Source organism: Methylobacterium sp. P5_C11 (genome assembly GCF_054049775.1).
The window spans coordinates 67,865-88,602 of sequence record NZ_JBFULS010000021.1 but is presented as its reverse complement, the minus strand read 5'-3'; the positions used below and the strand labels follow the sequence as shown (position 1 = coordinate 88,602).

Below are 20,738 nucleotides of genomic sequence, written 5' to 3'. Positions count from 1 at the left end.
AGAAAAGCGCCGCTTCGGATGAAGCGGCGCCAATAACCATGTCGTCGACGTCTCAGTTGAACGTGTCGATCTCGGCCGACTCGTAGCTGGTGACTTCCATGCCGACGCAGATCTCGGACACGACGGGGGCGGACCAAGCCATGATTTCCTCCAGGAGCTAGAAAGGTAGGTTGAGAGACCACGAAATCCGGAGCGATGCGCTCCGGACTGGGAGCGACTCAGTTGAAGGTGTCGATCTCAGCCGACTCGTAGCTGGTGACTTCCATGCCGACGCAGATCTCGGACACGATCGGGGCGGACCAGGCCATGGCGTTTCTCCTCGCTGTTGATGGATCTCATATAGGCAATATCTTGGACGCAATACAAGCGAGCACAACACTTATATTTCTCATAGGGAGCCCGGGGGTGGCCATCAGCACTTCCGTGGCCGCCTTACCACCCCCGGGCGCGCCGTTCGGCAACGGCTGCGGATGCGAACGCTTTCGGCTTGACGGGGAAACCGCGCGGGCGCACGACGCACCCGCGCGACGTCGTCTCCGACGGCGCGCTCCCTTTCAGCAGCGACCCGCGAAGCGACGTGCCCGACCGATCGTGCCTGCCGTGCCTGGCCACGCGCCGTCGACCCGCCTGAGCCGCTGAGAGGCCCGGCCGCGGGGCGACGACGCGGCGGCCGGCCACGGCCCTGACCCAGGATGACCGGTGGCGCGTCGCCTCGTAACCACGAGGCGAGGCCATGAACGAGATCGCGCCCTTCGATACGCGAATCGATCCTTCCGTGCTGGCCGCGCGCCTCTCGGACGAACGTGCCCCCGACATCGTCGAGAAGCTCAATGACGAGGCCCCCGAGGTCGCCGCCGCGATCCTCCTGGGCCTGCCCGTGGACCGCGCGATCGAGGTGCTCGACCAGCCGGAACTCGACTGCGCCGCCGACATCATCGAGATGCTGCCGCGGGACCGGGTGGCGGCGTACCTGTCCGGCATGTCGGCCGACCGGGTCACGGACGTGTTCCGCGAGATCGAGGAGCCGGGCCGCTCCGACCTGCGCGCGCGCCTGGACGCCGAGACCCGCGGCGCCGTGGACCGGCTGTCGGCCTACGGCGAGGAGACGGTCGGCTCGCTGATGACCACCGAATTCGTCACCGTGCCGGGGACCTGGACGGTGGGCCAGACCCTGGAGCACATCCGACACGTCGAGAAGACCCGCGAGACGATCTACGCGATCTTCGTGCTCGACCCGCGGACGCGGGCGCTCACCAAGGCCGTGCCCCTGCGCCGTCTGATCTCGGGCAATCCGAACGACAACGTCCTGAGCGTCGCCCCGGGGCGGCGGCCGCTCGCCGTCTCGCCGACGGCGAGCCGCGAGGAGGCGGCCCGGCTGATCTCCAAGTACGACCTCTTGGCGCTGCCCGTGGTCGACGCCGTCGGGCATGTCATCGGGATCGTGACCGTCGACGACATGATCGACGCGATGATCGAGAAGCAGACCCAGGACGTGCAGCGCTTCGGCGGCATGGAGGCGCTGCCCGAGCCCTACATGGACATTGGCTTCTTCACGATGATCCGGAAGCGCGCCGGCTGGCTCTGCGCGCTGTTCCTCTCCGAGATGCTGACCGCCTCGGCGATGCAGGGCTTCGAGGGCGAGCTCGAGAAGGCGATCGTCCTGACGCTGTTCATCCCGCTGATCATGAGCTCGGGGGGCAATTCCGGCTCGCAGGCGACCTCGCTGCTGATCCGGGCGCTGGCCCTGCACCAGATCCGACTGCGCGACTGGTGGCGGGTGGCGCTGCGGGAATTGCCGACCGGTATCGTGCTCGGGACGATCCTCGGGGTCATCGCGGTGATCCGGATCGTGGCGTGGCAGAAGCTCGGCCTCTACGATTACGGCGAGCACTGGCCGCTGGTCGCCGCCACGGTGGGCGCGGCGCTCGTCGGAATCGTGACGTTCGGATCGCTGTCGGGCTCGATGCTGCCGTTCCTGCTCCAGCGCATCGGCTTCGACCCGGCCACCGCCTCGGCGCCGTTCGTGGCGACGCTGGTCGATGTGACCGGGCTGGTGATCTACTTCTCGGTGGCCTTGCTGATCCTGCGCGGGACGCTGCTGTAGGCTCGTCCCGGCGGCGTCCGCTCCGGAGAGGACAGGGTCGGTCCGCTCAGCCGGTCACCGTGGCGGCCAGCCGCTTCCGCTGGACCTTCCCGTTCGGCGTACGCGGCAGGGCGTCGAGGAAACGGATCTCCCGCGGACGCTTGTAGGCCGCGAGCCGCTCGGCGCACCACGCCAGCAGGGCCTCCGCGTCGGGTTCCGCGTCCGGCTGGAGGACCACGAAGCCGCAGATGACCGAGACGTCGACGCGGACCGACAGTTCGGCCACGCCCACCTCCGCCACGGCCGGATGGGTGGACAGCACCGCCTCGACTTCGTTGGGCGAGACCCGGTAGCCCATCGCCTTCATCAGGTCGTTGTTGCGGCCCTCGAACCAGAGGTAGCCGTCAGCGTCGAGGCGGGCGAGGTCGCCGCCCGCGAACCAGTCGCCGCGCATCACCTCACCCTCCTCTTCGGGGCGGTTCCAGTAGCCGAGCATCAGGGCCGGCTCGGAGCGGTGGACCGCGAGCAGGCCGGTCTCACCGGCCGGCAGCGGCACGGGCTCGCCCGTGACGGGCAGGATCGCCACCTGCCGCCCCGGCTGTGGCCTACCGGGCGAGCCGGGGCGCACCGGGATGGTCGGCCCGCTGGAGATGTAGGTCGAGATCTCGCTCATCCCGAGGGCCTCGTAGAGGGGCTTGCCCGTCGCTTGGGTCCAGGCCTCGAGCAACTCCACCGAGAGCGGTTCGCCCGCCGTGCAGCCGTGGCGCAGGCTCGACAGGTCGTGCGTGCCGAGGGCGCCGTATTTCAGGATCTGCCGGTAGAGGGTCGGGACGGCGGCGAACAGGGTGGCGCGGTACTCGGCGATGAGCCGCGGCCAGACAGCGGGGTCGCGCGGGCCGTTGTAGAGCACCGCGGTGGCGCCCACCGACCACGGGTCGCTCAGGCCCACGCCCAGCGTGTAGGTCCAGTTCATGGTGCCGGCATGCAGCATCACGTCGGATTCGCTGAGCCCGAGCCAGTGTTCGAGCATCGGCCGGCGGCCGTAGGCGGCGCGGTGGGCGTGAAGCACGCCCTTCGGCCGGCTGGTGGTGCCGGAGGTGTAGATCAGCATCGCCGGATCGTCGGCGGCGGTGTCGGCATAGTCGGGCAGCGGCGAGCCCGCCTTCATCCGCGCGATCGCCGCGGCATCGAGCAGGAGCCGGCCACCCAGCGCCTCGGCCGAAACCGTGCAGCCGCTGCCAACCACCACCGCAGCGGCGCCCGAATTGTCCATCAGGAACGCCGCCTCGCCTTCGGTGAGCTGCGGCGAGGAGGGCAGGGCCACGAGGCCGGCCGCCAGGGCACCGAAATAGACGAGGACGTAGTCGGCCTCGTTGCCCATCCGGATCATCACCCGGTCGCCGGGCTTCAGGCCAAGGCCGAGCAGGCCCGCCGCGATGGCGCGCACCTGTCGCTCGACATCCCCGAAGGACAGGCGGTCGGCGACGCCGTCGCCGACCAWCACGAGGGCGGACTTGTCCGGGCGCAGGCGGGCGTTCTCGGCGAGGCCGTAGCGGGCGGCATTGAACCGCGCGGGCGGATGGCGGTCGTTGGAACGGCTGTCGGACACCGGGCGCTCCCCTCGGACGGGCTTTTCGTCGGGTGTCCCGCCTGCGCGCGTCGCCGTCAACCGCGGGCGAGACTCCGCCGAGGCGCTCCGTCGCCGAGGGGCGCGCATCCCGGGTCACGGTGCGGCTGCCCACGCGTCGGTGGCGGCGGACGTCCGTCTGGAAGGCGATGCCCCCGGCCGGTTATGGTGGCGCCGCGGGATACGGGGATCCCGGGAGACGCCCATGGACGTACGCGAAGCGCCGAAGCGGAGACGCCCTGCGCGCAGGTTTCCGAGGGTCGCGGTGGCCGTTCTCACCGGCATGCTGGTGCCGGCGCGCGTCGTCGCGGGGCCGGAACCGGCTGTGCCGGCGGCACCGCAGGCCTTCGAGGCCTGCCGGGCCGACCTGATCGCCTGGGTCACGGCCCGCGCGGTGCCGCAGGGCCTCGCCGAGGCGCAGCTCGCCGGGCTCACGCCCGACCCGGACGTGATCGCCGCGACCCAGAGCCAGGGTGAGTTCGTCCGGCCGATCTGGGACTATATCGAGGCCAGCGTCACGCCGGCCCGCGTCGAGGCCGGGCAGCGCATGCTCGCCGAGCACGCCGACACGCTCGCGGCGATCGAGGCCCGATACGGGGTCGACCGCCACATCCTGGTGGCGTTCTGGGGCGTGGAATCGAGCTACGGCGCCGTGCTCGACAACGCGGCGGTGGTGAAGCCGGTCGTCCGCTCGCTGGCGACGCTCAGCTGCAGCGATCCCGCCCGCGCCACCTACTGGCGCGACGAGCTGGCGGCGGCGCTCCAGATCCTGGCCTGGAACCAGGCGCCCCTCGACCGGATGCCGGCGGGGCTGACCGGATCCTGGGCCGGCGCCATGGGGCACACGCAGTTCATGCCCAGCGTCTACCAGCGCGAGGCGGTCGATTTCGACGGCGATGGCCGGCGCGACATCTGGACCTCGGTGCCGGATGCGCTGGCGTCGACGGCGAACTACCTTCGCAGCCACGGCTGGAAGCCCGGCGCGGGCTGGGGCAGCGAGGCGGTGCTGCCCGAGACCTTCGACGCGGCGCTGGCCGACGAGACGACGCTCCGCACCGTCGCGGCGTGGCGGGCGCTCGGCGTGAGGCCCGCCCGCGACCGCGCCCTGCCGGACTCGGCCGAGACGACCCTGATCCTGCCCGCCGGGATCCGCGGCCCCGCCTTCCTGCTGCAGCCGAACTTCGCGGTGATCCTCCGCTACAACACGGCCCTGGCCTATGCGCTGACCGTCTCGCTCCTTTCGGATCGCCTGCGCGGCGACCCGGGCCTGGTCCACGACTGGCCGCGGGGCGACCGGCCGCTCACCGCCGACGAGCGGCGCGACCTGCAGACACGCCTCACGGAGCGCGGCTTCGCCACCGGCGGGGTCGACGGCAAGATCGGCCCGAGGACGCGGGCGGCTTTGCGCGCCTTCCAGGGTTCGGTCGGCCTGCCGGCCGACGGCTACGCCGACGCCGCGCTGCTGGACCGGGTCCGGGCCGCGCCCTGACGGGCGCTCACGCCAGGAAAGCCGGCTCGTCCCGGGCCAGAACCCGCTTGACGCTCTCCAGGTGCAGGCGCGCGCTCTCGGCGCGGCCGGCCGCCTCCTGGGCCGCCACGCGCTGCACGATCGCCTCGGGCACGGCCTTGAGCGTGCGCCCCGTGCTCATGGCCAGGACCTGGGCCTGCGCGGCGCGTTCCAGGTAGTAGAGGTCGTCCCAGGCCTCCGCGATCGTCTCGCCCAGCACCATCACGCCGTGGTTCTTCAGGAACACGACGTCCGCCTCGCCGGCACTCTCGGCGATCCGCCGGCCCTCGGACGAATCGAGCGCGAGGCCGTTGTAGGCCTCGTCCACGGCGATCCGGCCGTAGAAGCGCAGGGCCGTCTGGCCCGCCCACACCAGCGGCTCGCCCTCCAGCATGGCGAGCGCCGTCGAGTAGGGCATGTGGGTGTGGAACGCGGCCCGGGCGCGGGGCTTCAGCCGGTGCAGCTCGGCGTGGATGTGGAAGGCGGTGGCCTCGGGCTGGCCGTCGCCCTCGAGGACGTTGCCGTGGAAGTCGCAGAGCAGCAGGCTCGACGCGGTGACCTCCGCGAAGGCGAGGCCGTAGGGATTGACCAGGAACAGGTCGGGCCGCTCCGGCAGCACCGCCGAGAAGTGGTTGCAGATCCCCTCTTCCAGGCCGTTGCGGGCGGCCCAGCGCAGGCAGGCGGCGAGGTCGATCCGGGCGCGGCGCACGCTGTCGGCGTTCAGGGGCTCGTTGCTGCGGGCCGGCGGGGTCCCCGGGACGGTAACGGCGTGCGCCATGCGTGCGGGCTTTCCTGTGTGTCGGGATCAGGCCGGACAACCCGGCCGGGGCCGCACTCTAGACGCTCGCCCGCCCGCGCGCAGCCGCCAAGCGCTCAGGGGCGGCCGTCGGTAACGCCGCCGACGAGGTTGAGGCCGAGCAGGAAATCCGACGCGAAATCCGTGCGGATGACCGGCTCGCGCGGGATCGCCTCGCGCAGGAGATCGCGCTCGGCGCGGCGCGCCGCGACCGCCTCCGCCACCGAGACGCGCCGGAACGACAGGCGCGCCCCGCCCCGGACCTGCGCCAGCCGCCCGAGATCCGGCCCGATGACCGTGGCGATCTTCGGGTAGCCGCCGGTGGATTGCCGGTCAGCCATCAGGATGATCGGCAGGCCGTTGCCGGGCACCTGGATCGCCCCCATGGCGACGCCGTCGGAGACAATGTCGTGGCCCTTGGCGTGTTTCAGCGGCGTGCCGTCGACGAAGCAGGCCATCCGGTCGCCCCGGGGCGAGACCGTCCAGGGACCGGCCAGGAAGGCCTCGATCTGGTCGGGGGCGAAGTAGTCGTCCTGCGGCCCCAGCACGACCCGGATCTCCCGCCCGTCCCGGTCGAGCCATGGCGCGACGAGCCGCTGCGGCGCTCCGTCCGACGTCCGGCCCTCGGCGACGGGGAGGCGGTCGCCCGCGGCGAGGCCGCGCCCGTCGAGGCCGCCGAGTCCCGAGCGGGTATGGGTCGCCGTCGAGCCGAGGACCGGCGCCACGTCGAGCCGCCCGGCGACCGCGAGGTAGCCCCAGGCGCCCGCATCGCCGGCCCGCACGACGAGGGTCTGTCCGGGCTCCAGGTTGAGCGCGACCGTGTCGGGCAGGGGCAGCCCGTCCAGCGCGACGCGGAAGCCCGGCGCGAGCAGGGCGATCCCGACGGCGCCGTCCTCCGCCGAGACGGTGACGCCGCCGGTGGAGATCTCGACGGCGGTGGCGTCGAGGGGGTTGGACGCCGCCCGGTTGGCGGCGGCGTGCATCAGCGGATCCATCGCGCCCGCGGCGGTGATGCCGTAGCGGAGGTAGCCGTGCCGGCCCCCGTCCTGCAGGGTGATGCCGGGGCCGGCGGACTCGATCACGAGGGCGGGCATCAGCGGGCCTCCCCACGCCGGGCCACCGGCTCGCCCGCCGCCTCGCGGGCCGTCAGGGCGTCGAAGGTCGCGGCATCGACGGGCTCGAAGCGGATCAGGTCGCCGGCGCCGACGAAGAAGCTCGGGTCGCGCTCCGGCGCATAGAGGCGAGAGGGGGTCGCGCCGATCACGTACCATCCAGTCGGCATCGGCACGGTCGCCACCGCGGCGAGGCCGCCCCCGATCATGATGGCGTTGCGCGGATGCGGCGGCCGCGGGCTCGGCCGCCGGGGCACCGCCAGGGCCTTCGGCAGGCCGCCGAGATACGCGAAGCCCGGGGCGAAGCCGTACATGTAGACCCGGAAGGTCGTGGCCGCATGGGTCGACACCACCGTCTCCGGCGTCAGGCCGCTCTGCTCGGCGACCTGCGCGACGTCCTCCCCGTGGGGCGTGTCGTAGCAGCAGGGCAGGGTCCACAGGATCGGGCGGGTCGCCCGCGCAGTTGCGCCCGCCACCAGCGTCCGGACCCGCTCGGCCAGCGTCCCGCGGTCGAGCACCAGCGGGTCGTAGTGCAGCATCAGGGAGCGGTAGGTCGGCACGCGCTCCCGCAGCCCCTCGGGCGGATCCGCCCCGAGGGCGTCGTCGAGGGCCAGCACCCGGTCGCTGATCGCGGGATCGACGGTGCTGCCGAACTCGACCACGAGGGCCGCCTCGCCAGCGTCGAGGAGGCGGGGTTCGTCCAGCGCCGCGCTCACGGCTTGAACGGCGCCAGCGTGACGCCGGCGTCCTCCAGCCGGGTCCGCACCGCCCGGGCCGTGGCCACGGCGTGGTCGGAATCGCCGTGGACGCAGATCGAGCGGATCGGCGTCGGCAGCGTCCGCCCGTCCGCCGTGAGGATCGCGCCCGCCTCGACCATGCGCAGGACCCGGTCGGCGGCCTCGCCGGACTCGGTGATCATCGCGCCGGGCTGGTTGCGGGGGATGAGCAGGCCGGTCGGCGTGTAGCCGCGATCGGCGAAGATCTCCTGGTGGACGTCGAGGCCGCAGGCCTCGCCCGCCGGCACCTGGGCGGTCAGCGCGATGGCGAGCAGCGCGAGCTCCCGGTCCACCGCGCGGACCGCGCGGGCGATGGCGTCGGCCACCGGACGCTCCTCGGCGGCGACGTTGGCCAGCGCCCCGTGCGCCTTCACGTAGGTGATACGGTGGCCGGCATAGGCGGCCAGCGCCTGCGCGGCGCCGATCTGGTAGGCGACGAGCCGCTCGATCTCGGCCGGGCTGTAGGGCATCCGCCGCCGCCCGAAGCCCCAGAGGTCCGGGAAGCCCGGATGGGCACCGACGGCGACGCCGCGCTCCTTCGCCAGCGCGAAGGTCCGGGCCATGATCTCGGGGTCGCCGGCGTGGAGGCCGCAGGCGACGTTGGCCGAGGTGACGATCCCGAGGATCGCCGCGTCGTCACCGCAGGCGTAGGCGCCGTAGCCCTCGCCGAGGTCGGAATTCAGGTCCACGCTGGTCATCGCCGCCGCTCCGCGTGCCGATCGGGTCTCATAGGGCCGCAACGGGTCCCGGCTCGGCCGGATCCGCGCTGCAAGAATCGAGCGCGCGGCCCGCCGTCTCGGGCAAGAGAAGCGCCGCGACGATCACGAGGCAATAGGCGCCCGCCGCCACGACGCCGATGGCGACGCCGAGTGTCAGCGAGCCGCTGAGATGGCCCACCACGGCGGGGCAGATCGCGCCGGTCGCGCGGCCGAAATTGTAGCAGAAGCCCTGCGCGGAGCCGCGGATCCGGCTCGGGAACAGCTCGCTCAGGAAGGCGCCCATCCCGGAGAAGACGCCGGAGAGGAAGAAGCCGAGGGGGAAGCCCAGCACCAGCATCACCGGGTCGGTGATCGGGATCAGCGTGTAGGCCAGGACGAGGATTCCGGCGCAGAAGCCGAACAGGACGAAGCCGAGGCGGCGGCCGATGCGGTCGGAGAGCCAGGCGCTGGTCAGGTACCCGACGAACGACCCGAAGATCAGCATCAGCAGGTAGCCGCTGGTGTTCAGGACCGAGAGGTTGCGCTCGGTCTTCAGGTAGGTCGGGAGCCACGTGGTCACCGCGTAGTAGCCGCCCTGCATGCCGGTCGCGAGGAGGCTCGCCAGCACGGTCCGGCCGATCAGCGGCCGGGAGAAGATGTCGAGGAAGCTGCCGGTGTCGCCGACGTCCCGCATGGCGGCGCGGGTCTGCCGGTAGACCTCCGGGTCCTCGATGTTGCGGCGGATCCAGAAGATCAGCACCGAGGGGAGGGCGCCGAGCCAGAACAGGATCCGCCACGCCATGGCGGGCTCCGCCAGGGCGAACACCGCCCAGAAGGCGATCGCCGCGCAGGCCCAGCCGACCGCCCAGCTCGACTGGACGAGGCCCACCGCCTTGCCGCGGTAGCGCGCCTGGATCGTCTCGGCGATCAGCACCGAGCCCACCGACCACTCGCCGCCGAAGCCGAAGCCCTGCAGCGCGCGGGTCACGAGGAGCTGCTCGTAGGACTGGGTGAAGCCGCTGAGCACCGTGAACAGGGTGAACCACGCGACGGTGGCCTGCAGGACGACCACCCGGCCGTAGCGGTCGGCCAGGATTCCGGCCGCCCAGCCGCCGATCGCCGAAGTCACCAACGCGGCGGTGGCGATGTTGCCGGCCTCGACCTTGGTCAGGCCCCAGACCACGACCAGCGTCGGGATCAGGAAGGTGTAGACCATGTAGTCGAACGCATCGACGCCGTAGCCCGCGAAGGCCGCGCCCAGGACCCGGCGTTCCGACGGACTCGTGTCTTTCACCCACATGGCGCAACTCCTTTGCGAACGGGCCGTCACGCGGCCGGGGGGGTCACAGGAACGGCAGGTCGCGGTTGAGGAGGTCGGTGATCAGCATGTGACCGGGCGCGTGGGTGATGCAGAGCGGCAGCCGCGCCGCCATCGCCACCGCCTGAGGCGTGACACCGCAGGCCCAGAAGACCGGGAGCTCATCCGGCTCGATCGGGACGGGGTCGCCGAAATCCGGCCGCGCGATGTCGCGGATGCCGATCAACCCCGGGTCGCCGAGATGGACCGGCGCCCCGTGGACCGCCGGCATCCGGGCCGTCACCTGCACGGCCTTGATGGCGTCGGCCGCCTTCATCGGCCGCATGGAGACGACGAGCGGGCCGTGGAACGGTCCCGACGGTCGGGTCTCGATCGAGGTCCGGTACATCGCGACGTTGCGGCCGAGGGCGACGTGTCGGAGCGGGATTCCCGCCTCGATCAGCGCGGCCTCGAACGAGAAGGAGCAACCCAGGACGAAGGTGACGAGGTCGTCCCGCCACACGCCGGTCAGGTCGGGCAGCTCCGCCACGAGCGCGCCGCCCTCGTAGACGCGGTAGCCGGAGACGTCAGTGGCGAGGTCGAGATCGGTCCCGAGCGTCGGGAGCGACCGGGCGCCGGGCTGCGAGACGCCGAGGATCGGGCAGGGCTTCGGGTTCTGCTGGCAGAAGCGGTGGAAATCCTCCGCCATGGCCCGCGGCAGGATCATCAGGTTGCCCTGTGCATGGGCGGGGACGAGTCCTGAGGTGTGGCCCCGGAACCGACCCTCGCGGATCGCGCGCCGCGCGTCCGCCGCGTCGGCGAAGTCAGGTGGCGCGCCGTCGGCGCCCAGGTTCTGGCTCACCGCATCGATCTCCCTGGCTGGTCGTGGAGCGCCGGGCCGGCCGCGTCGGCCCCCCGGATTCCGCAACATCCCGATCGCTTCAGCGATTCATGTCCGGCGGCAACGATCCCATCGCGCCGCGGGGCACGCCAATCGTGATTGCGAATGGGGCGCGATAAACCCGTCTTATCGGCCGGCGGCCCAGGTTTCGGCGACGTCCTGGGCTAGACGGGCCGCATCCGCCACGAAGTGGTGAGCCGCCCGCTTCGTGTGCATCGCCGTGAAGGTCAGGTCCGAGAGCCTCGGCTCGGCCGGCAGGATGCGCAGGGTGCCGGCACGGAGTTCGGCCTCGACCGCCGCCGGCGGGATCACGCAGATCCCGAGGCCCTCGATGCCCATCTTCACGATGGTGGCGAGCGAGGCGCTGGTGTGGATCTGGCTCGGCAGGAGGTTCTCCTGCAGGACGAGGTCGCGCAGCTCGACGTACGGGCTGGTGTTGCGCGGGTAGGTGATGAGCGGATGGTGCAGGAGCGCGCCGAGGCTGAGGGGCTCGTCGCCCGGCAGCAGGCCCGGCGCGGCGACCCACGCGACGGGGGTGCTGAACAACGGACGGTTGGCGAAGCTCGGCAGGGTGATCGGGCCGACGAGGAGGGCGAGGTCGATCTCGTCGGCGACGAGGGCGGCCTGCATGTTCGGCGAGATGTCGACCGTGATGTCGACGCCGATCCCGGGATGGGCGGCGCGCATGCGCTCGATGAAGCGGGACAGCCACAGGTGGACGATCGTCTCGGAGACGCCGAGCCGCAGGGTGCCCCGCGTCCGGCCGGTCTCATGCAGGGCCGCGCTCATCTCGGTCTGGAGCGCCAGGAACCGCTCCGCGAAGCCGAGGAGCAGGCGCCCCCGCTCCGTCAGCGCGACGTCTCGGCTGCGGCGCTCGAACAGCGTCCCGTACTCATGCTCCAGGGCTGCGATCCGTTGAGAGACCGCCGGCTGGGTGGTGTTCACCTTCTCGCTGGCGCGGCGGAAGCTGGAGAGTTTCGCGACCCAGTAGAACACCTCCAAGCTGCGGAAATCCGCCATCCTGCGATCGTCCCGATCCGCCGCCGTGCCCGGTCATATCGCGCTGGGCCGCGTCGGAGTGCAAGGTGTCGGCACAGCGGTCAGGATCCGGGGACGACCCGGGATCGGGACCCCGCACGGCGCTTCCGCGGGACGATTCCAGCACCGGCGTTTCGGGCGACCGGGCCGATGCCGCCATGACGGGGATGGCGGGCTCCAGGGCAGGGCTGATCAGGCCGGCGGATGGCGACCTCTCTCCGTCGGTGCTGCCCGAGTTAAGATGCCGCATCCGATGCGCGCGGCGGGGACGACGTGGCCGCATCATCGCCTTCAAGAACGGTCCGTTATCGCGGGTCGCGATCGCGTCGATCGCCGGGAAAATAGCCGGATCGGCACCGGTCTTTTTGAAAGTCTAGGTATTCGCGCCGGAACTCCAGGGACGATTTGGCATTTGAATCATCGTACAGTACTGGAGGAACGCTTAATGAAGGTCTCACGTTTGACCGGCGCAGTCGCGCTTCTGGCCCTCGTTGCCGGTCCCGCTCTCGCTGCCCCGTGCAGCACCGGAACCACGAAATCGAAGACCCCAGATCAGCAGGCGTCGAACCCCAGCAGCTCCGATGTCGACAAGTCGAGCAAGAATCTGGCTGGTGGTCAGCAGCCGGCTTCGCCCGGCACGGTCGGCGCCATGAACAACGCGGGCGCCGTTCAGACCGCAGATCAGCAGGCGCAGACCAACACGGGATCGAAGTCGACTGATCCGGCCGCCGCGAACCTCGCCGGTGGTCAGCAGCCGGCCTCGCCCGGCACGGTGGGAGCCATGAACAAGGCTGCCGCCGACCGTCAGACGGCCCCGGCATCGAACGACGGCTGCTGATCCGCGCGCCGCACGATCCTCGCCCTCAGGAAGCCCGCCTCGTCGCATCGAGGCGGGCTTTTGTGTTCCATACGCCTCGCATCCGGAAACGCGTGTCCGCCCCGGCTCCAGTCCGTTTGAGCTGGCCGCGATCGCGTGTATCTGGCACCGAAACCGGGTAGATTCGGCAATCGGTGTCGGGGAAGGAACGCGACGTGAGTGGGCGCCGGGCGCTGCTGCTCATCGGGGGGGTGCTGCTCGCAGCCGCCTGCCTTGCCGCCACGCCGCCCGGCGCGCGCCTGCGTGCTGAATCGGCGTCCGTCCTCGCCGGTCTGCAGACGCGGGTCGCGGCGCTGATACCGGAGCGGTCTCGGGGCTCGAGCGCTCCGGCGCCGCCTGCAGCATCCCGTACCGCTGTCGAGGACGGGCGCACACTGGTGCGGCTCGCGGCGCCGGAGCGCGCGCGGATCGGGCTTGTCGTCGAGACGCGCCCGGCGGTGCGCCATCGCCAGGAGTTGACCGCCTACGGCAGCGTCCTCGACCTCGCCCGCATCACCGACCTGACCAATAGCTACGCCGGCGCCGTCGCGGCGCTCCAGGCCGCCCGCGCCCGGGTCGAGGTCTCGGCCAGCGCCGCGCGCCGGGCTCGGAATCTCGGCGCCGGCGTCGTGGCGGTGGCGCAGATCGAGACCGCCGAAGGCACGCTCCTCACCGATCAGGCGGCCGTGACGGTGGCGGATTCACAGTTGCGCACCCTCGCCGCCACCGCGCGCCAGGAATGGGGGACTGTGCTCGGCAAGGCGATCATCGAGCGCACGCCGCTGGTGACGCGCCTGATCGAACGGGCCGATTTCCTCGTGCAGGTCACGCTGCCGCCCGGGGAATCTCTCCCCGAGGCGCCGCAGGCCGCCTTCGCGGAAGTGCCACCCCAGAGCGAGCGGGTCGCCCTGCGCCTGGTCTCGGCAGCGACGCGGACCGATCCACGCATCCAGGGGCAGAGCTTCTTCTACCTCGTCTCCGGCGACAGCGGTCTCCTGCCCGGAACCAGCACGATGGCATTTCTGCCCGCGCCGCGCGACGTGAAGGGCATCCTCGTGCCGGAAGACGCCGTCGTCCACGCGGAGGGCGGAACCTGGGTGTATCGGGGGATCGGCGACGGCGCCTTCGTGCGCCACCCGGTCCGGCCGGACGCCCCGATGTCGGCCGACGCCTTCGTGGTCGAGGATCTGCCGGACGGGGGCGAGATCGTGCTGCGGGGCGGCCAGGCCCTGCTCTCCGAGGAGATGAAGAGCCGTATCCGCGTCGTGGGCGACGACGATGACTGAGCCGTCCGCGTTTGGCCGCGGCGGTCCGCAGGCCGCCCTCGTCGGCTTCGCCGTCCGCTTGCCGCGAGTCGTCCTGGCCCTGGCCTGCGCCCTGGTGGTCTTCGGCCTCTACGCCCTCGCGGGGGCTCGCTACGACGTCTTTCCCGAATTTGCACCCCCGACCGTGACGATCCAGACCGAGGCGACCGGCCTGGATTCGGAGCAGGTCGAGGTTCTGGTCACGCAGCCCGTCGAGGTTGCGGTCGGCGGCCTGCCGGGGCTGGAGACCCTGCGCTCCACCTCGATCCAGGGCTTGTCGGTGATCACTGCGGCGTTCCAGCCCGGCAGCGACGTCGACCGGGTGCGCCAGCGGGTCAACGAGCGGCTCGCGGCCCTCGCCGGCCGCATGCCGGACGGGGTTGCGGCGCCCGCCATGACCCCGCTGACCTCCTCGACGCTCACCGTGCTTCTCGTCGGGCTGACTTCCGACACCCGCGACGCCATGGATCTGCGTCAGCTGGCGGAATGGACCGTGCGCCGGCGGCTTCAGGCGGTGCCGGGCATCGCGCAGGTCTCGATCTACGGCGGCGGCGTTCGCGCGCTGCAGGTCCAGGTCCGCCCCGACGACCTGATCCGGTTCCAGATCGGCCTCAACGACGTGCTGGCCGCCGCTCGGAAGGGAACCGGCGTGCGGGGGGCGGGCTTCGTCGACACGCCGAACCAGCGGGTGCTGCTCCGAACCGAGGGTCAATCCCTTACCCCGGAGGCGCTGGGCCGGATCGTGCTTCACAACGACGGCGGGGCGAGCGTGGTCCTCTCGGACGTGGCCACCGTCACGGCCGCCCCCGAGCCCGCGATCAGTGCGGCGCTCGTGGATGGAAAGCCCGGCGTCCTGCTGATGGTCGGTGCCCAGGTCGGGGTCGATACCCGCGCGGTGACGGCCCGGCTCGAGGCCGCGCTGGACGAGTTGCGCCCGGTCCTGAACCGGGAGGGCGCGACCCTGCGCACCGACCTGTTCCGGCCGGCGAACTTCGTGGACGTCGCCACCGGCAACGTCATGCAGGCGCTCGCGCTGGGCGGCGTTCTCGTGGTGGTCGTGCTCCTCGTCTTCCTGGCAGACTGGCGAGCCGCGCTGATCAGCGCGACGGCGATCCCGCTCTCGCTGATCGCCGCCGCGCTCGCCCTCCAGGCCTGGGGCGAGAGCCTCAACACGATGACCCTCGGTGGGCTGGCCCTGGCCATCGGCGAGGTGGTCGACGACGCGGTCATCGGCGTCGAGAACGTCGCGCGCCGGCTACGAGAGGCGCGGACCGGTGGCCGCAGTGCGCCCCGCGTGGTCCTGGCCGCGATGTTGGAGGTCCGGACCTCGGTCGCCTACGCGACGCTCGCCGTGATCCTCATGTTCCTGCCCGTCCTGGCGCTCACCGGCGTGGCCGGCCGCCTGTTCGGTCCGCTGGCGCTGGCCTACATCGCGGCGGTGGTCGCCTCGCTCCTCGTGGCGCTCACGGTCACGCCGGCCCTGGCGCTCCTGCTCCTCGGCGGCCGGACGGCGCGCGGCGACGGCGCCGTCCCGCGCGACCCGCCGGTGGTGCGCTGGAGCCGCGCGGCTTACCTCGGGCTGCTCGCCGGGATCGGCCGGGCGCCACGGTTCGCCATGGCCGGAAGCCTGCTGGTGACGCTCGCCGGAGCCGCGATCCTGCCGACCCTCGGTGCCGTGTTCCTCCCCGACCTCAAGGAAGGGCACATGATCCTGCACATGGTGGCCGTCCCCGGCACCTCCCTGCAGGAATCGCAACGGCTCGGCGGGTTGATCACCGCCGACCTGAAGGGGATTCCGGGTGTGCGCGCCGTAGCGGCGCAGATCGGGCGGGCCGAAGCCGCCGAGGACACCGCGGGTCCGCACTACAGCGAGATCCACATCGATCTCGATGCCGGCCTCGACGGGGCCGACCAGCGCAGGGTCGAGGCGGGCATCCGGCAGCTGATCGCCGGCTTCCCGGGGGCGGCTTTCTCCCTCAAGACCTTCCTCACCGAGCGGATCGAAGAGACGGTCTCGGGCTTTACCGCGCCGGTCGTGATCAATGTCGTCGGCAGCGACCTCGACCGAATCGAGGCGGCGGCCCGATCGGTGGCGCGGGAACTCTCGGAGGTGAAAGGCGCCCGCGATGTCCAGCAGGCCTCGCCGGCCGGGCTGCCGCAGGTCACCGTGGCCCTGCGCCCGGTGGATCTGCGCCATTGGGGCCTGGATCCGGTGGAGGTCCTGGAAGCGGTGCGCACCGCCTATCAGGGCGACCTCGTCGGTCAGACCTATCGCGGCAACGCGGTCTTCAACGTGCTGGTCATCCTCGACGAACGCGTGCGCGGCCGGCTCAGCGCGGTCGGCGACCTGCCGCTGCGGACCTCCGGCGGGCGCTACGTCCGCCTGTCCCAGGTCGCCGACGTCTATGAGAGCGCCGGCCGCTACCAGGTCCAACACCTCGGCGCGCAACGGGTCCAGGCGGTGACCGCCAACGTCGAGAACCGCGACGTGGCGGGTTTCGTGGCGGCGGCCAAGCGCAAGATCGCCCGCGAAGTGCGGCTGCCCGAGGGGGTCTACGTCACCTTCTCGGGAGCCGCCGAAGCCCAGGCGGCCGCCCGCCGCGACCTCCTGGTCCATGCCGGGCTCGCCGGTTTCGGGATCGTGGTGCTGCTCGCCATCGTCACCGGTTCCGCGGCGAACCTGCTGCTGGTGCTGGTCAACCTGCCCTTCGCGTTCGTGGGCGGCGTGGCCGCCGCGGCGCTCACCGGCGGGGTCTTGTCGCTCGGCTCGATCGTCGGCTTCGTGACCCTGTCGGGCATCTCCCTGCGCAACAGCGTGATGATGATCGCGCATTACGAGCAGATGGTGACCCGGGACGGGCGCCCCTGGGACGCCGCCACGGCGGCCGAGGGCGCCGCGGACCGGATGGTGCCGATCCTGATGACCTCCCTGGTCACCGGCCTCGGATTGCTGCCGCTGGCCCTCGGCGCCGGGGAGCCCGGCCGCGAGATCGAAGGCCCGATGGCCCTTGTGATCCTCGGCGGTCTCGTCAGCTCGACGGTGCTGAACCTGCTGATCCTCCCGGTCCTGGCGCTGCGATTCGCGCGGTTCCGGCGCGCCGAGCCGGCGGATCTGGAATTGACCGAGATCCGGTCCTGAGCGCGCCGCCGGGCATCTCGGTTCGCGGTCGCCGATACCCGCTCCGGCTATCCCTGCGGCGTATCGGCCCGTGAGATGATTGCGCACAAGCGAACGCCTCTGTGTTAACGTGACGTTGGACGGCCGAGGGCCGCCATCGGCAAGTCGTGGCAAGGGCGACAGGCATTGACGGACCAGCTGGAACGCACCCGCTTCGAAGCGGAGTTTGCGCGCACCGACGCGAGTTCCGATCCGTTCGTATCCGCCGTCCGGGCGACGCGGATGCCGATGCTGATCACCGATCCCAGCCAGCCGGACAACCCGATCGTCTTCGTCAACGCCGCGTTCTCGAAGCTCACCGGCTACGCGCATCACGAGATCATCGGCCGGAACTGCCGCTTCCTGCAGGGACCCGAAACCGACCAGGACGATGTCGACAAGATCAGGTCGGCCGTCGAGCGACGGGTGCCGATCGAGATCGAGATTCTGAACTACAAGAAGAGCGGCGAGATATTCTGGAACCGCGTCCTGATCGCGCCGGTGTTCGACCGAACCGGCGCGCTGACCTATTTCTTCGCCTCGCAATACGACGTGACGCCAGAGCGGGAGAAGCTCGCGCAGATGCAGCGTGATCGCGCCGCGCTGGAGCAGGAGGTGGAGCGCCGCACCCACGACCTCACCCGCAGCGAGGAGCGGCTGCGCTTCATCCTGAAGGCCGGACGCCTCGGCTCATGGACCCTCGACCTCACCGACATGCGGCTCACGGCGTCCGACACCTGCAAGTTGAATTTCGGGCGGGCCGCGGATGAGCCGTTCCGCTACGCGGACCTGCTCGACGCGGTTGAACCCGAGGATCGCCCCCGCATGCAGGCGGCGGTCCAGACTTCGATCGACGAGCGCAGCGATTACGACATCGAATACCGGGCGCGTACCCCGCAGGGCGAGCTGCGCTGGCTCCAGATCCGGGGGCAGGCCTTCTACGACGCGGCAGGCCGGCCCCTGAGCATGGCCGGCGTGTCCATCGATGTGACCGAGCGCAAGCGCGTCGAGGAGCATCGGACCCTGCTTGCCGACGAACTCAACCATCGGGTGAAGAACTCGATGGCGACCATGCAGTCGATCGCGCACCAGACCCTGCGCAACGCCCCATCCCTGGAGGAGGCGCACCGGACCCTCGACGCCCGGCTGCAGTCGCTCTCGGCGGCCCACGACGTTCTGACCCGCGAGAGCTGGATCGGCGCGACGCTGGGCGTGATCGTCGACGGGACGTTGCAGGCGTTTCGCGGCGGCGCGGCCCAGCGCTTCCTGATCACCGGTCCCGAGGTGTGGCTCACGCCGCGGCTGACGCTTGCCTTCACGATGGCGCTGCACGAGCTGGCGACCAACGCGGTGAAGTACGGCGCCCTCTCGAACGACAAGGGACGGGTGATCCTCAACTGGGACGTGGTGGACGGCGCGAAGCCAGCCCATCTCTGGTTCCGTTGGGAGGAGATCGGCGGGCCGCCCGTGACGGCGCCGTCGCGCGGCGGCTTCGGCACGCGCCTGATCGAGCGGGCCTTGGCGGCGGAGATGGGGGGCACGGCCGAGATCCAGTACCGTCAGAGCGGGGCGGTCTTCACCCTGGATGCGCCGCTGCCGGACCGGGTCCCCTCCGTCGCCGAGGCCGTCACGGCCTGAGGGGACGACGGCGTGCGCTCACGTCATGCGCGCCAGGACATCCTCCTTCCAGAGCCGGCGGTGCACGAACGCCATCGCGGCATGCCCGAGAACGACGACCAGCAGCGTGAAGCCCAACCCGTAATGGAAGAGGTCGGCGGGCAGCATCATCCAGTCGATCTTGGTCGAACGTGCCGGCATCAGCGGAATGCCGTAGGGCGTGAAGGGTTTGCCGGATCCGTATTGGCGCAGCAGGCCGAGACTCGGGACCAGGATCATCAGGCCATAGATCAGGCCGTGGCCGGCGGCCGCGGCGCGCCCGGCACGGCCCGGATGCGCCGGTCGCCGCCGGAAATTCGCCAATCCCCAGATCCCGCGCAGGAGCACCAGAACGAACAGCGTGAAGCCGAGGGTGAAGTGGCTGCCGCCCACGAGGCGGGTCAGCGCCATGTCGCCGACCGTCACGTAAAGCAGGGCGCCGGCGAATTGCCACGTGAACAGGAGAGCCATCAGCCAGTGAAACCCGCGGCTGATCCGGCCGTACCGATCCGGCGTGTCGCGCCAGACGGCGCGCGGCGCGGCTGCGCGCGCCGTCATCGACATGCGCAAGCCGTGCCTTCGCTCCAGAGATCCCCCGCCATCCCGCCGGCCTGGAGGATCTCGGACGCAGCCGTCGTCAGCGCCTGGTCCGGTCCAGGCTGGCGGAGGTAGGTGGCGAGGTCCCGCGAGAGCCGCTCGAGCGGATGGCCGCGCAGGAAGCCCTGGAGGCCGACGGAGCGTTGGGCCAAGTGCAGGACCTCGAGACCGGCCCGCTCGACCGCGAGGCGGACCAGGTTGATGTAGGCGACCACCCGCTCGGGCGACAGCGCGGAGTCCGACGCGACCCGCGCGCCGCGCTCGACCCAGAGGCGTGCCCCTTCCACCGCGATCGCGCCCTCGCCGAGCCGCGCCAACTGATGCGGGTCGCCGCCGCGCCCGAGGCGGTCCAGGTGCAGGCGCCAGGCGTCGAACACCGCCTCGAGACCGCCGACCTGCACCGCTGCGAACCGCCATGCGCCACCCGAGAAGGCCGGCTGACGGAAGTACGCGTCGGGCTCGCCCAGGACGTCGTCCGGGTCGAACGGCAGGCCGGTGAAGTCGACGGTGCCGGTGGCGGAGGCGCGCATCCCCTGCGCCCGCCACGCCGAGAGATCGGCCCGTTCGCCGGCCTCGATCGGCACCACCAGCATCGGCGTGCCGGACAGGCCCGGATGCCGCGCCGTGACGACGGCGCGGGTAACGTAACCCGCGCCGGACGCGAAGCTCTTCACACCTTGGAGCCGTGCGCCGACCGGCCGATCCTCGATCCGGAGGCCGCCGTCTGCCGGTTCCGTGTTCCAGACCCCGAAGAGGTGACCGGCGCGCGCATCGGCGAACAGGCGCGCCCGCTGGCCGGCGGCAGCGTGCCGGGCGATGAGCTGGAGCGCGTTGACGTGCCCTTCGTAGAGCCGCCCGAGCGCGAGGCTGCCGTAGCCGACGAGCCGCAGCACTTCCGCGAGGGCGGCGGCGCCGGGCTCCGTCCCCAGGCCGGCACCGCCCTGGTCGACCGGAATGGGGGCGGCGAGCAGTCCCAGGCGGCCCAGGTCGGCGATGTCGTCCACCGGGAACCCGTCGTCCCGGTCATGCGCAGTCGCCCGTGCCGCCGCCAAGCCGGAGATCGTCCGCGCAGCCGCTTCAGAATCGTAGATGGGATCGAGGCGGGTCCACTGGTCCATGCGCCGGTCTCCCGTCAGGCCGCGGCCGGCTGCGGGGTAACGCGCGCAGCACGTCGATCCGAGCGCACCGCGCCGTCACGATCGCGGGCGAAGCCTGCGGATCCCGCGCGATCGCGCAGGGTCGATCGGTCGGATGCCATCACGAGTCCACCTCCTGCCGCCCGCACAGGATGCCGACGATCTCACATAATCAACCTGAGACTGAACCACTCTTT

The 20,738-nt window shown here is 71.4% G+C and carries 18 protein-coding genes; 6 read left to right on the top strand and 12 right to left on the bottom strand.

The window, feature by feature from the left end; all coding sequences use genetic code 11:
• Nucleotides 1–52 precede the first annotated feature (52 nt).
• The gene (pqqA, locus tag ACXJKQ_RS13615; protein WP_007559225.1) at nt 53–142 is read right to left on the bottom strand and encodes a pyrroloquinoline quinone precursor peptide PqqA; all 90 of its coding nucleotides are present in this window, start codon (nt 140–142) and stop codon (nt 53–55) included.
• Nucleotides 143–218: 76 nt separating this feature from the next.
• Entirely contained in the window at nt 219–308 is a 90-nt protein-coding gene (pqqA, locus tag ACXJKQ_RS13610) for a pyrroloquinoline quinone precursor peptide PqqA (protein ID WP_007559223.1), read from the bottom strand.
• Nucleotides 309–733: 425 nt separating this feature from the next.
• On the opposite strand from pqqA (ACXJKQ_RS13610), the gene mgtE reads away from it, so the two are divergent.
• Entirely contained in the window at nt 734–2,104 is a 1,371-nt protein-coding gene (gene mgtE / locus ACXJKQ_RS13605; protein ID WP_457106267.1) for a magnesium transporter, read from the top strand.
• 46 nt (nt 2,105–2,150) lie between these two features.
• Here the strand turns inward: mgtE and ACXJKQ_RS13600 are convergent, their stop codons facing one another.
• On the bottom strand, nt 2,151–3,692 hold the full coding sequence (locus tag ACXJKQ_RS13600) for an acyl-CoA synthetase (RefSeq protein WP_457106266.1): 1,542 nt from the start codon (nt 3,690–3,692) through the stop codon (nt 2,151–2,153).
• Between the two features lie 223 nt (nt 3,693–3,915).
• Here ACXJKQ_RS13600 and ACXJKQ_RS13595 point away from each other — a divergent pair, with 223 nt between their 5' ends.
• On the top strand, nt 3,916–5,199 hold the full coding sequence (locus tag ACXJKQ_RS13595; RefSeq protein ID WP_457106265.1) for a lytic murein transglycosylase: 1,284 nt from the start codon (nt 3,916–3,918) through the stop codon (nt 5,197–5,199).
• Nucleotides 5,200–5,206: 7 nt separating this feature from the next.
• Here ACXJKQ_RS13595 and ACXJKQ_RS13590 read toward each other — a convergent pair whose 3' ends face one another.
• From ACXJKQ_RS13590 to ACXJKQ_RS13560, 7 genes are all read right to left on the bottom strand, one after another.
• The gene (locus tag ACXJKQ_RS13590; RefSeq protein WP_457106264.1) at nt 5,207–5,995 is read right to left on the bottom strand and encodes an aldolase; all 789 of its coding nucleotides are present in this window, start codon (nt 5,993–5,995) and stop codon (nt 5,207–5,209) included.
• A 95-nt stretch (nt 5,996–6,090) separates the two neighbouring features.
• Nucleotides 6,091–7,107: a 5-oxoprolinase subunit C family protein gene (locus ACXJKQ_RS13585; RefSeq protein WP_457106263.1), complete on the bottom strand. Its 1,017-nt coding sequence runs from the start codon at nt 7,105–7,107 to the stop codon at nt 6,091–6,093.
• Entirely contained in the window at nt 7,107–7,841 is a 735-nt protein-coding gene (locus ACXJKQ_RS13580; protein WP_457106262.1) for a 5-oxoprolinase subunit B family protein, read from the bottom strand. Before ACXJKQ_RS13580 ends, ACXJKQ_RS13585 begins: the two co-directional genes overlap by 1 nt.
• Nucleotides 7,838–8,599 (bottom strand): 5-oxoprolinase subunit PxpA, encoded by a 762-nt coding sequence (locus ACXJKQ_RS13575; RefSeq protein ID WP_457106261.1) that lies wholly within the window; start codon nt 8,597–8,599, stop codon nt 7,838–7,840. Before ACXJKQ_RS13575 ends, ACXJKQ_RS13580 begins: the two co-directional genes overlap by 4 nt.
• A 28-nt stretch (nt 8,600–8,627) precedes the next feature.
• Complete coding sequence (locus ACXJKQ_RS13570; RefSeq protein WP_457106260.1) at nt 8,628–9,899, bottom strand: MFS transporter; 1,272 nt, start codon at nt 9,897–9,899, stop codon at nt 8,628–8,630.
• A 43-nt stretch (nt 9,900–9,942) separates the two neighbouring features.
• Nucleotides 9,943–10,758, bottom strand: coding sequence for a putative hydro-lyase (locus ACXJKQ_RS13565; RefSeq protein WP_457106259.1), 816 nt, complete (start codon nt 10,756–10,758; stop codon nt 9,943–9,945).
• Between the two features lie 165 nt (nt 10,759–10,923).
• A complete protein-coding gene (locus tag ACXJKQ_RS13560) occupies nt 10,924–11,817 on the bottom strand; it encodes a LysR family transcriptional regulator (protein ID WP_457106258.1) in 894 nt (297 codons plus the stop codon).
• A gap of 463 nt (nt 11,818–12,280) precedes the next feature.
• Between ACXJKQ_RS13560 and ACXJKQ_RS13555 the strand changes: the two genes are divergently transcribed.
• The 4 genes from ACXJKQ_RS13555 to ACXJKQ_RS13540 all read left to right on the top strand — a co-directional run bounded on the left by ACXJKQ_RS13555 (nt 12,281) and on the right by ACXJKQ_RS13540 (nt 18,790).
• Nucleotides 12,281–12,673, top strand: coding sequence for an exopolysaccharide production protein YjbE (locus ACXJKQ_RS13555; RefSeq protein WP_457106276.1), 393 nt, complete (start codon nt 12,281–12,283; stop codon nt 12,671–12,673).
• A gap of 194 nt (nt 12,674–12,867) precedes the next feature.
• Nucleotides 12,868–13,977 (top strand): efflux RND transporter periplasmic adaptor subunit, encoded by a 1,110-nt coding sequence (locus ACXJKQ_RS13550; RefSeq protein ID WP_457106257.1) that lies wholly within the window; start codon nt 12,868–12,870, stop codon nt 13,975–13,977.
• Nucleotides 13,970–17,134, top strand: coding sequence for an efflux RND transporter permease subunit (locus ACXJKQ_RS13545; protein WP_457106256.1), 3,165 nt, complete (start codon nt 13,970–13,972; stop codon nt 17,132–17,134). The genes ACXJKQ_RS13550 and ACXJKQ_RS13545 overlap by 8 nt, the downstream gene beginning before the upstream one ends.
• A gap of 165 nt (nt 17,135–17,299) precedes the next feature.
• Entirely contained in the window at nt 17,300–18,790 is a 1,491-nt protein-coding gene (locus tag ACXJKQ_RS13540; RefSeq protein ID WP_457106255.1) for an HWE histidine kinase domain-containing protein, read from the top strand.
• A gap of 18 nt (nt 18,791–18,808) precedes the next feature.
• On the opposite strand, the gene ACXJKQ_RS13535 is transcribed toward ACXJKQ_RS13540, so the two are convergent.
• Nucleotides 18,809–19,366, bottom strand: a complete 558-nt coding sequence (locus tag ACXJKQ_RS13535; RefSeq protein WP_457106254.1) for a cytochrome b — start codon at nt 19,364–19,366, stop codon at nt 18,809–18,811.
• The gene (locus ACXJKQ_RS13530; RefSeq protein WP_457106253.1) at nt 19,363–20,523 is read right to left on the bottom strand and encodes an acyl-CoA dehydrogenase family protein; all 1,161 of its coding nucleotides are present in this window, start codon (nt 20,521–20,523) and stop codon (nt 19,363–19,365) included. Before ACXJKQ_RS13530 ends, ACXJKQ_RS13535 begins: the two co-directional genes overlap by 4 nt.
• Between the last annotated feature and the right edge of the window lie 215 nt (nt 20,524–20,738).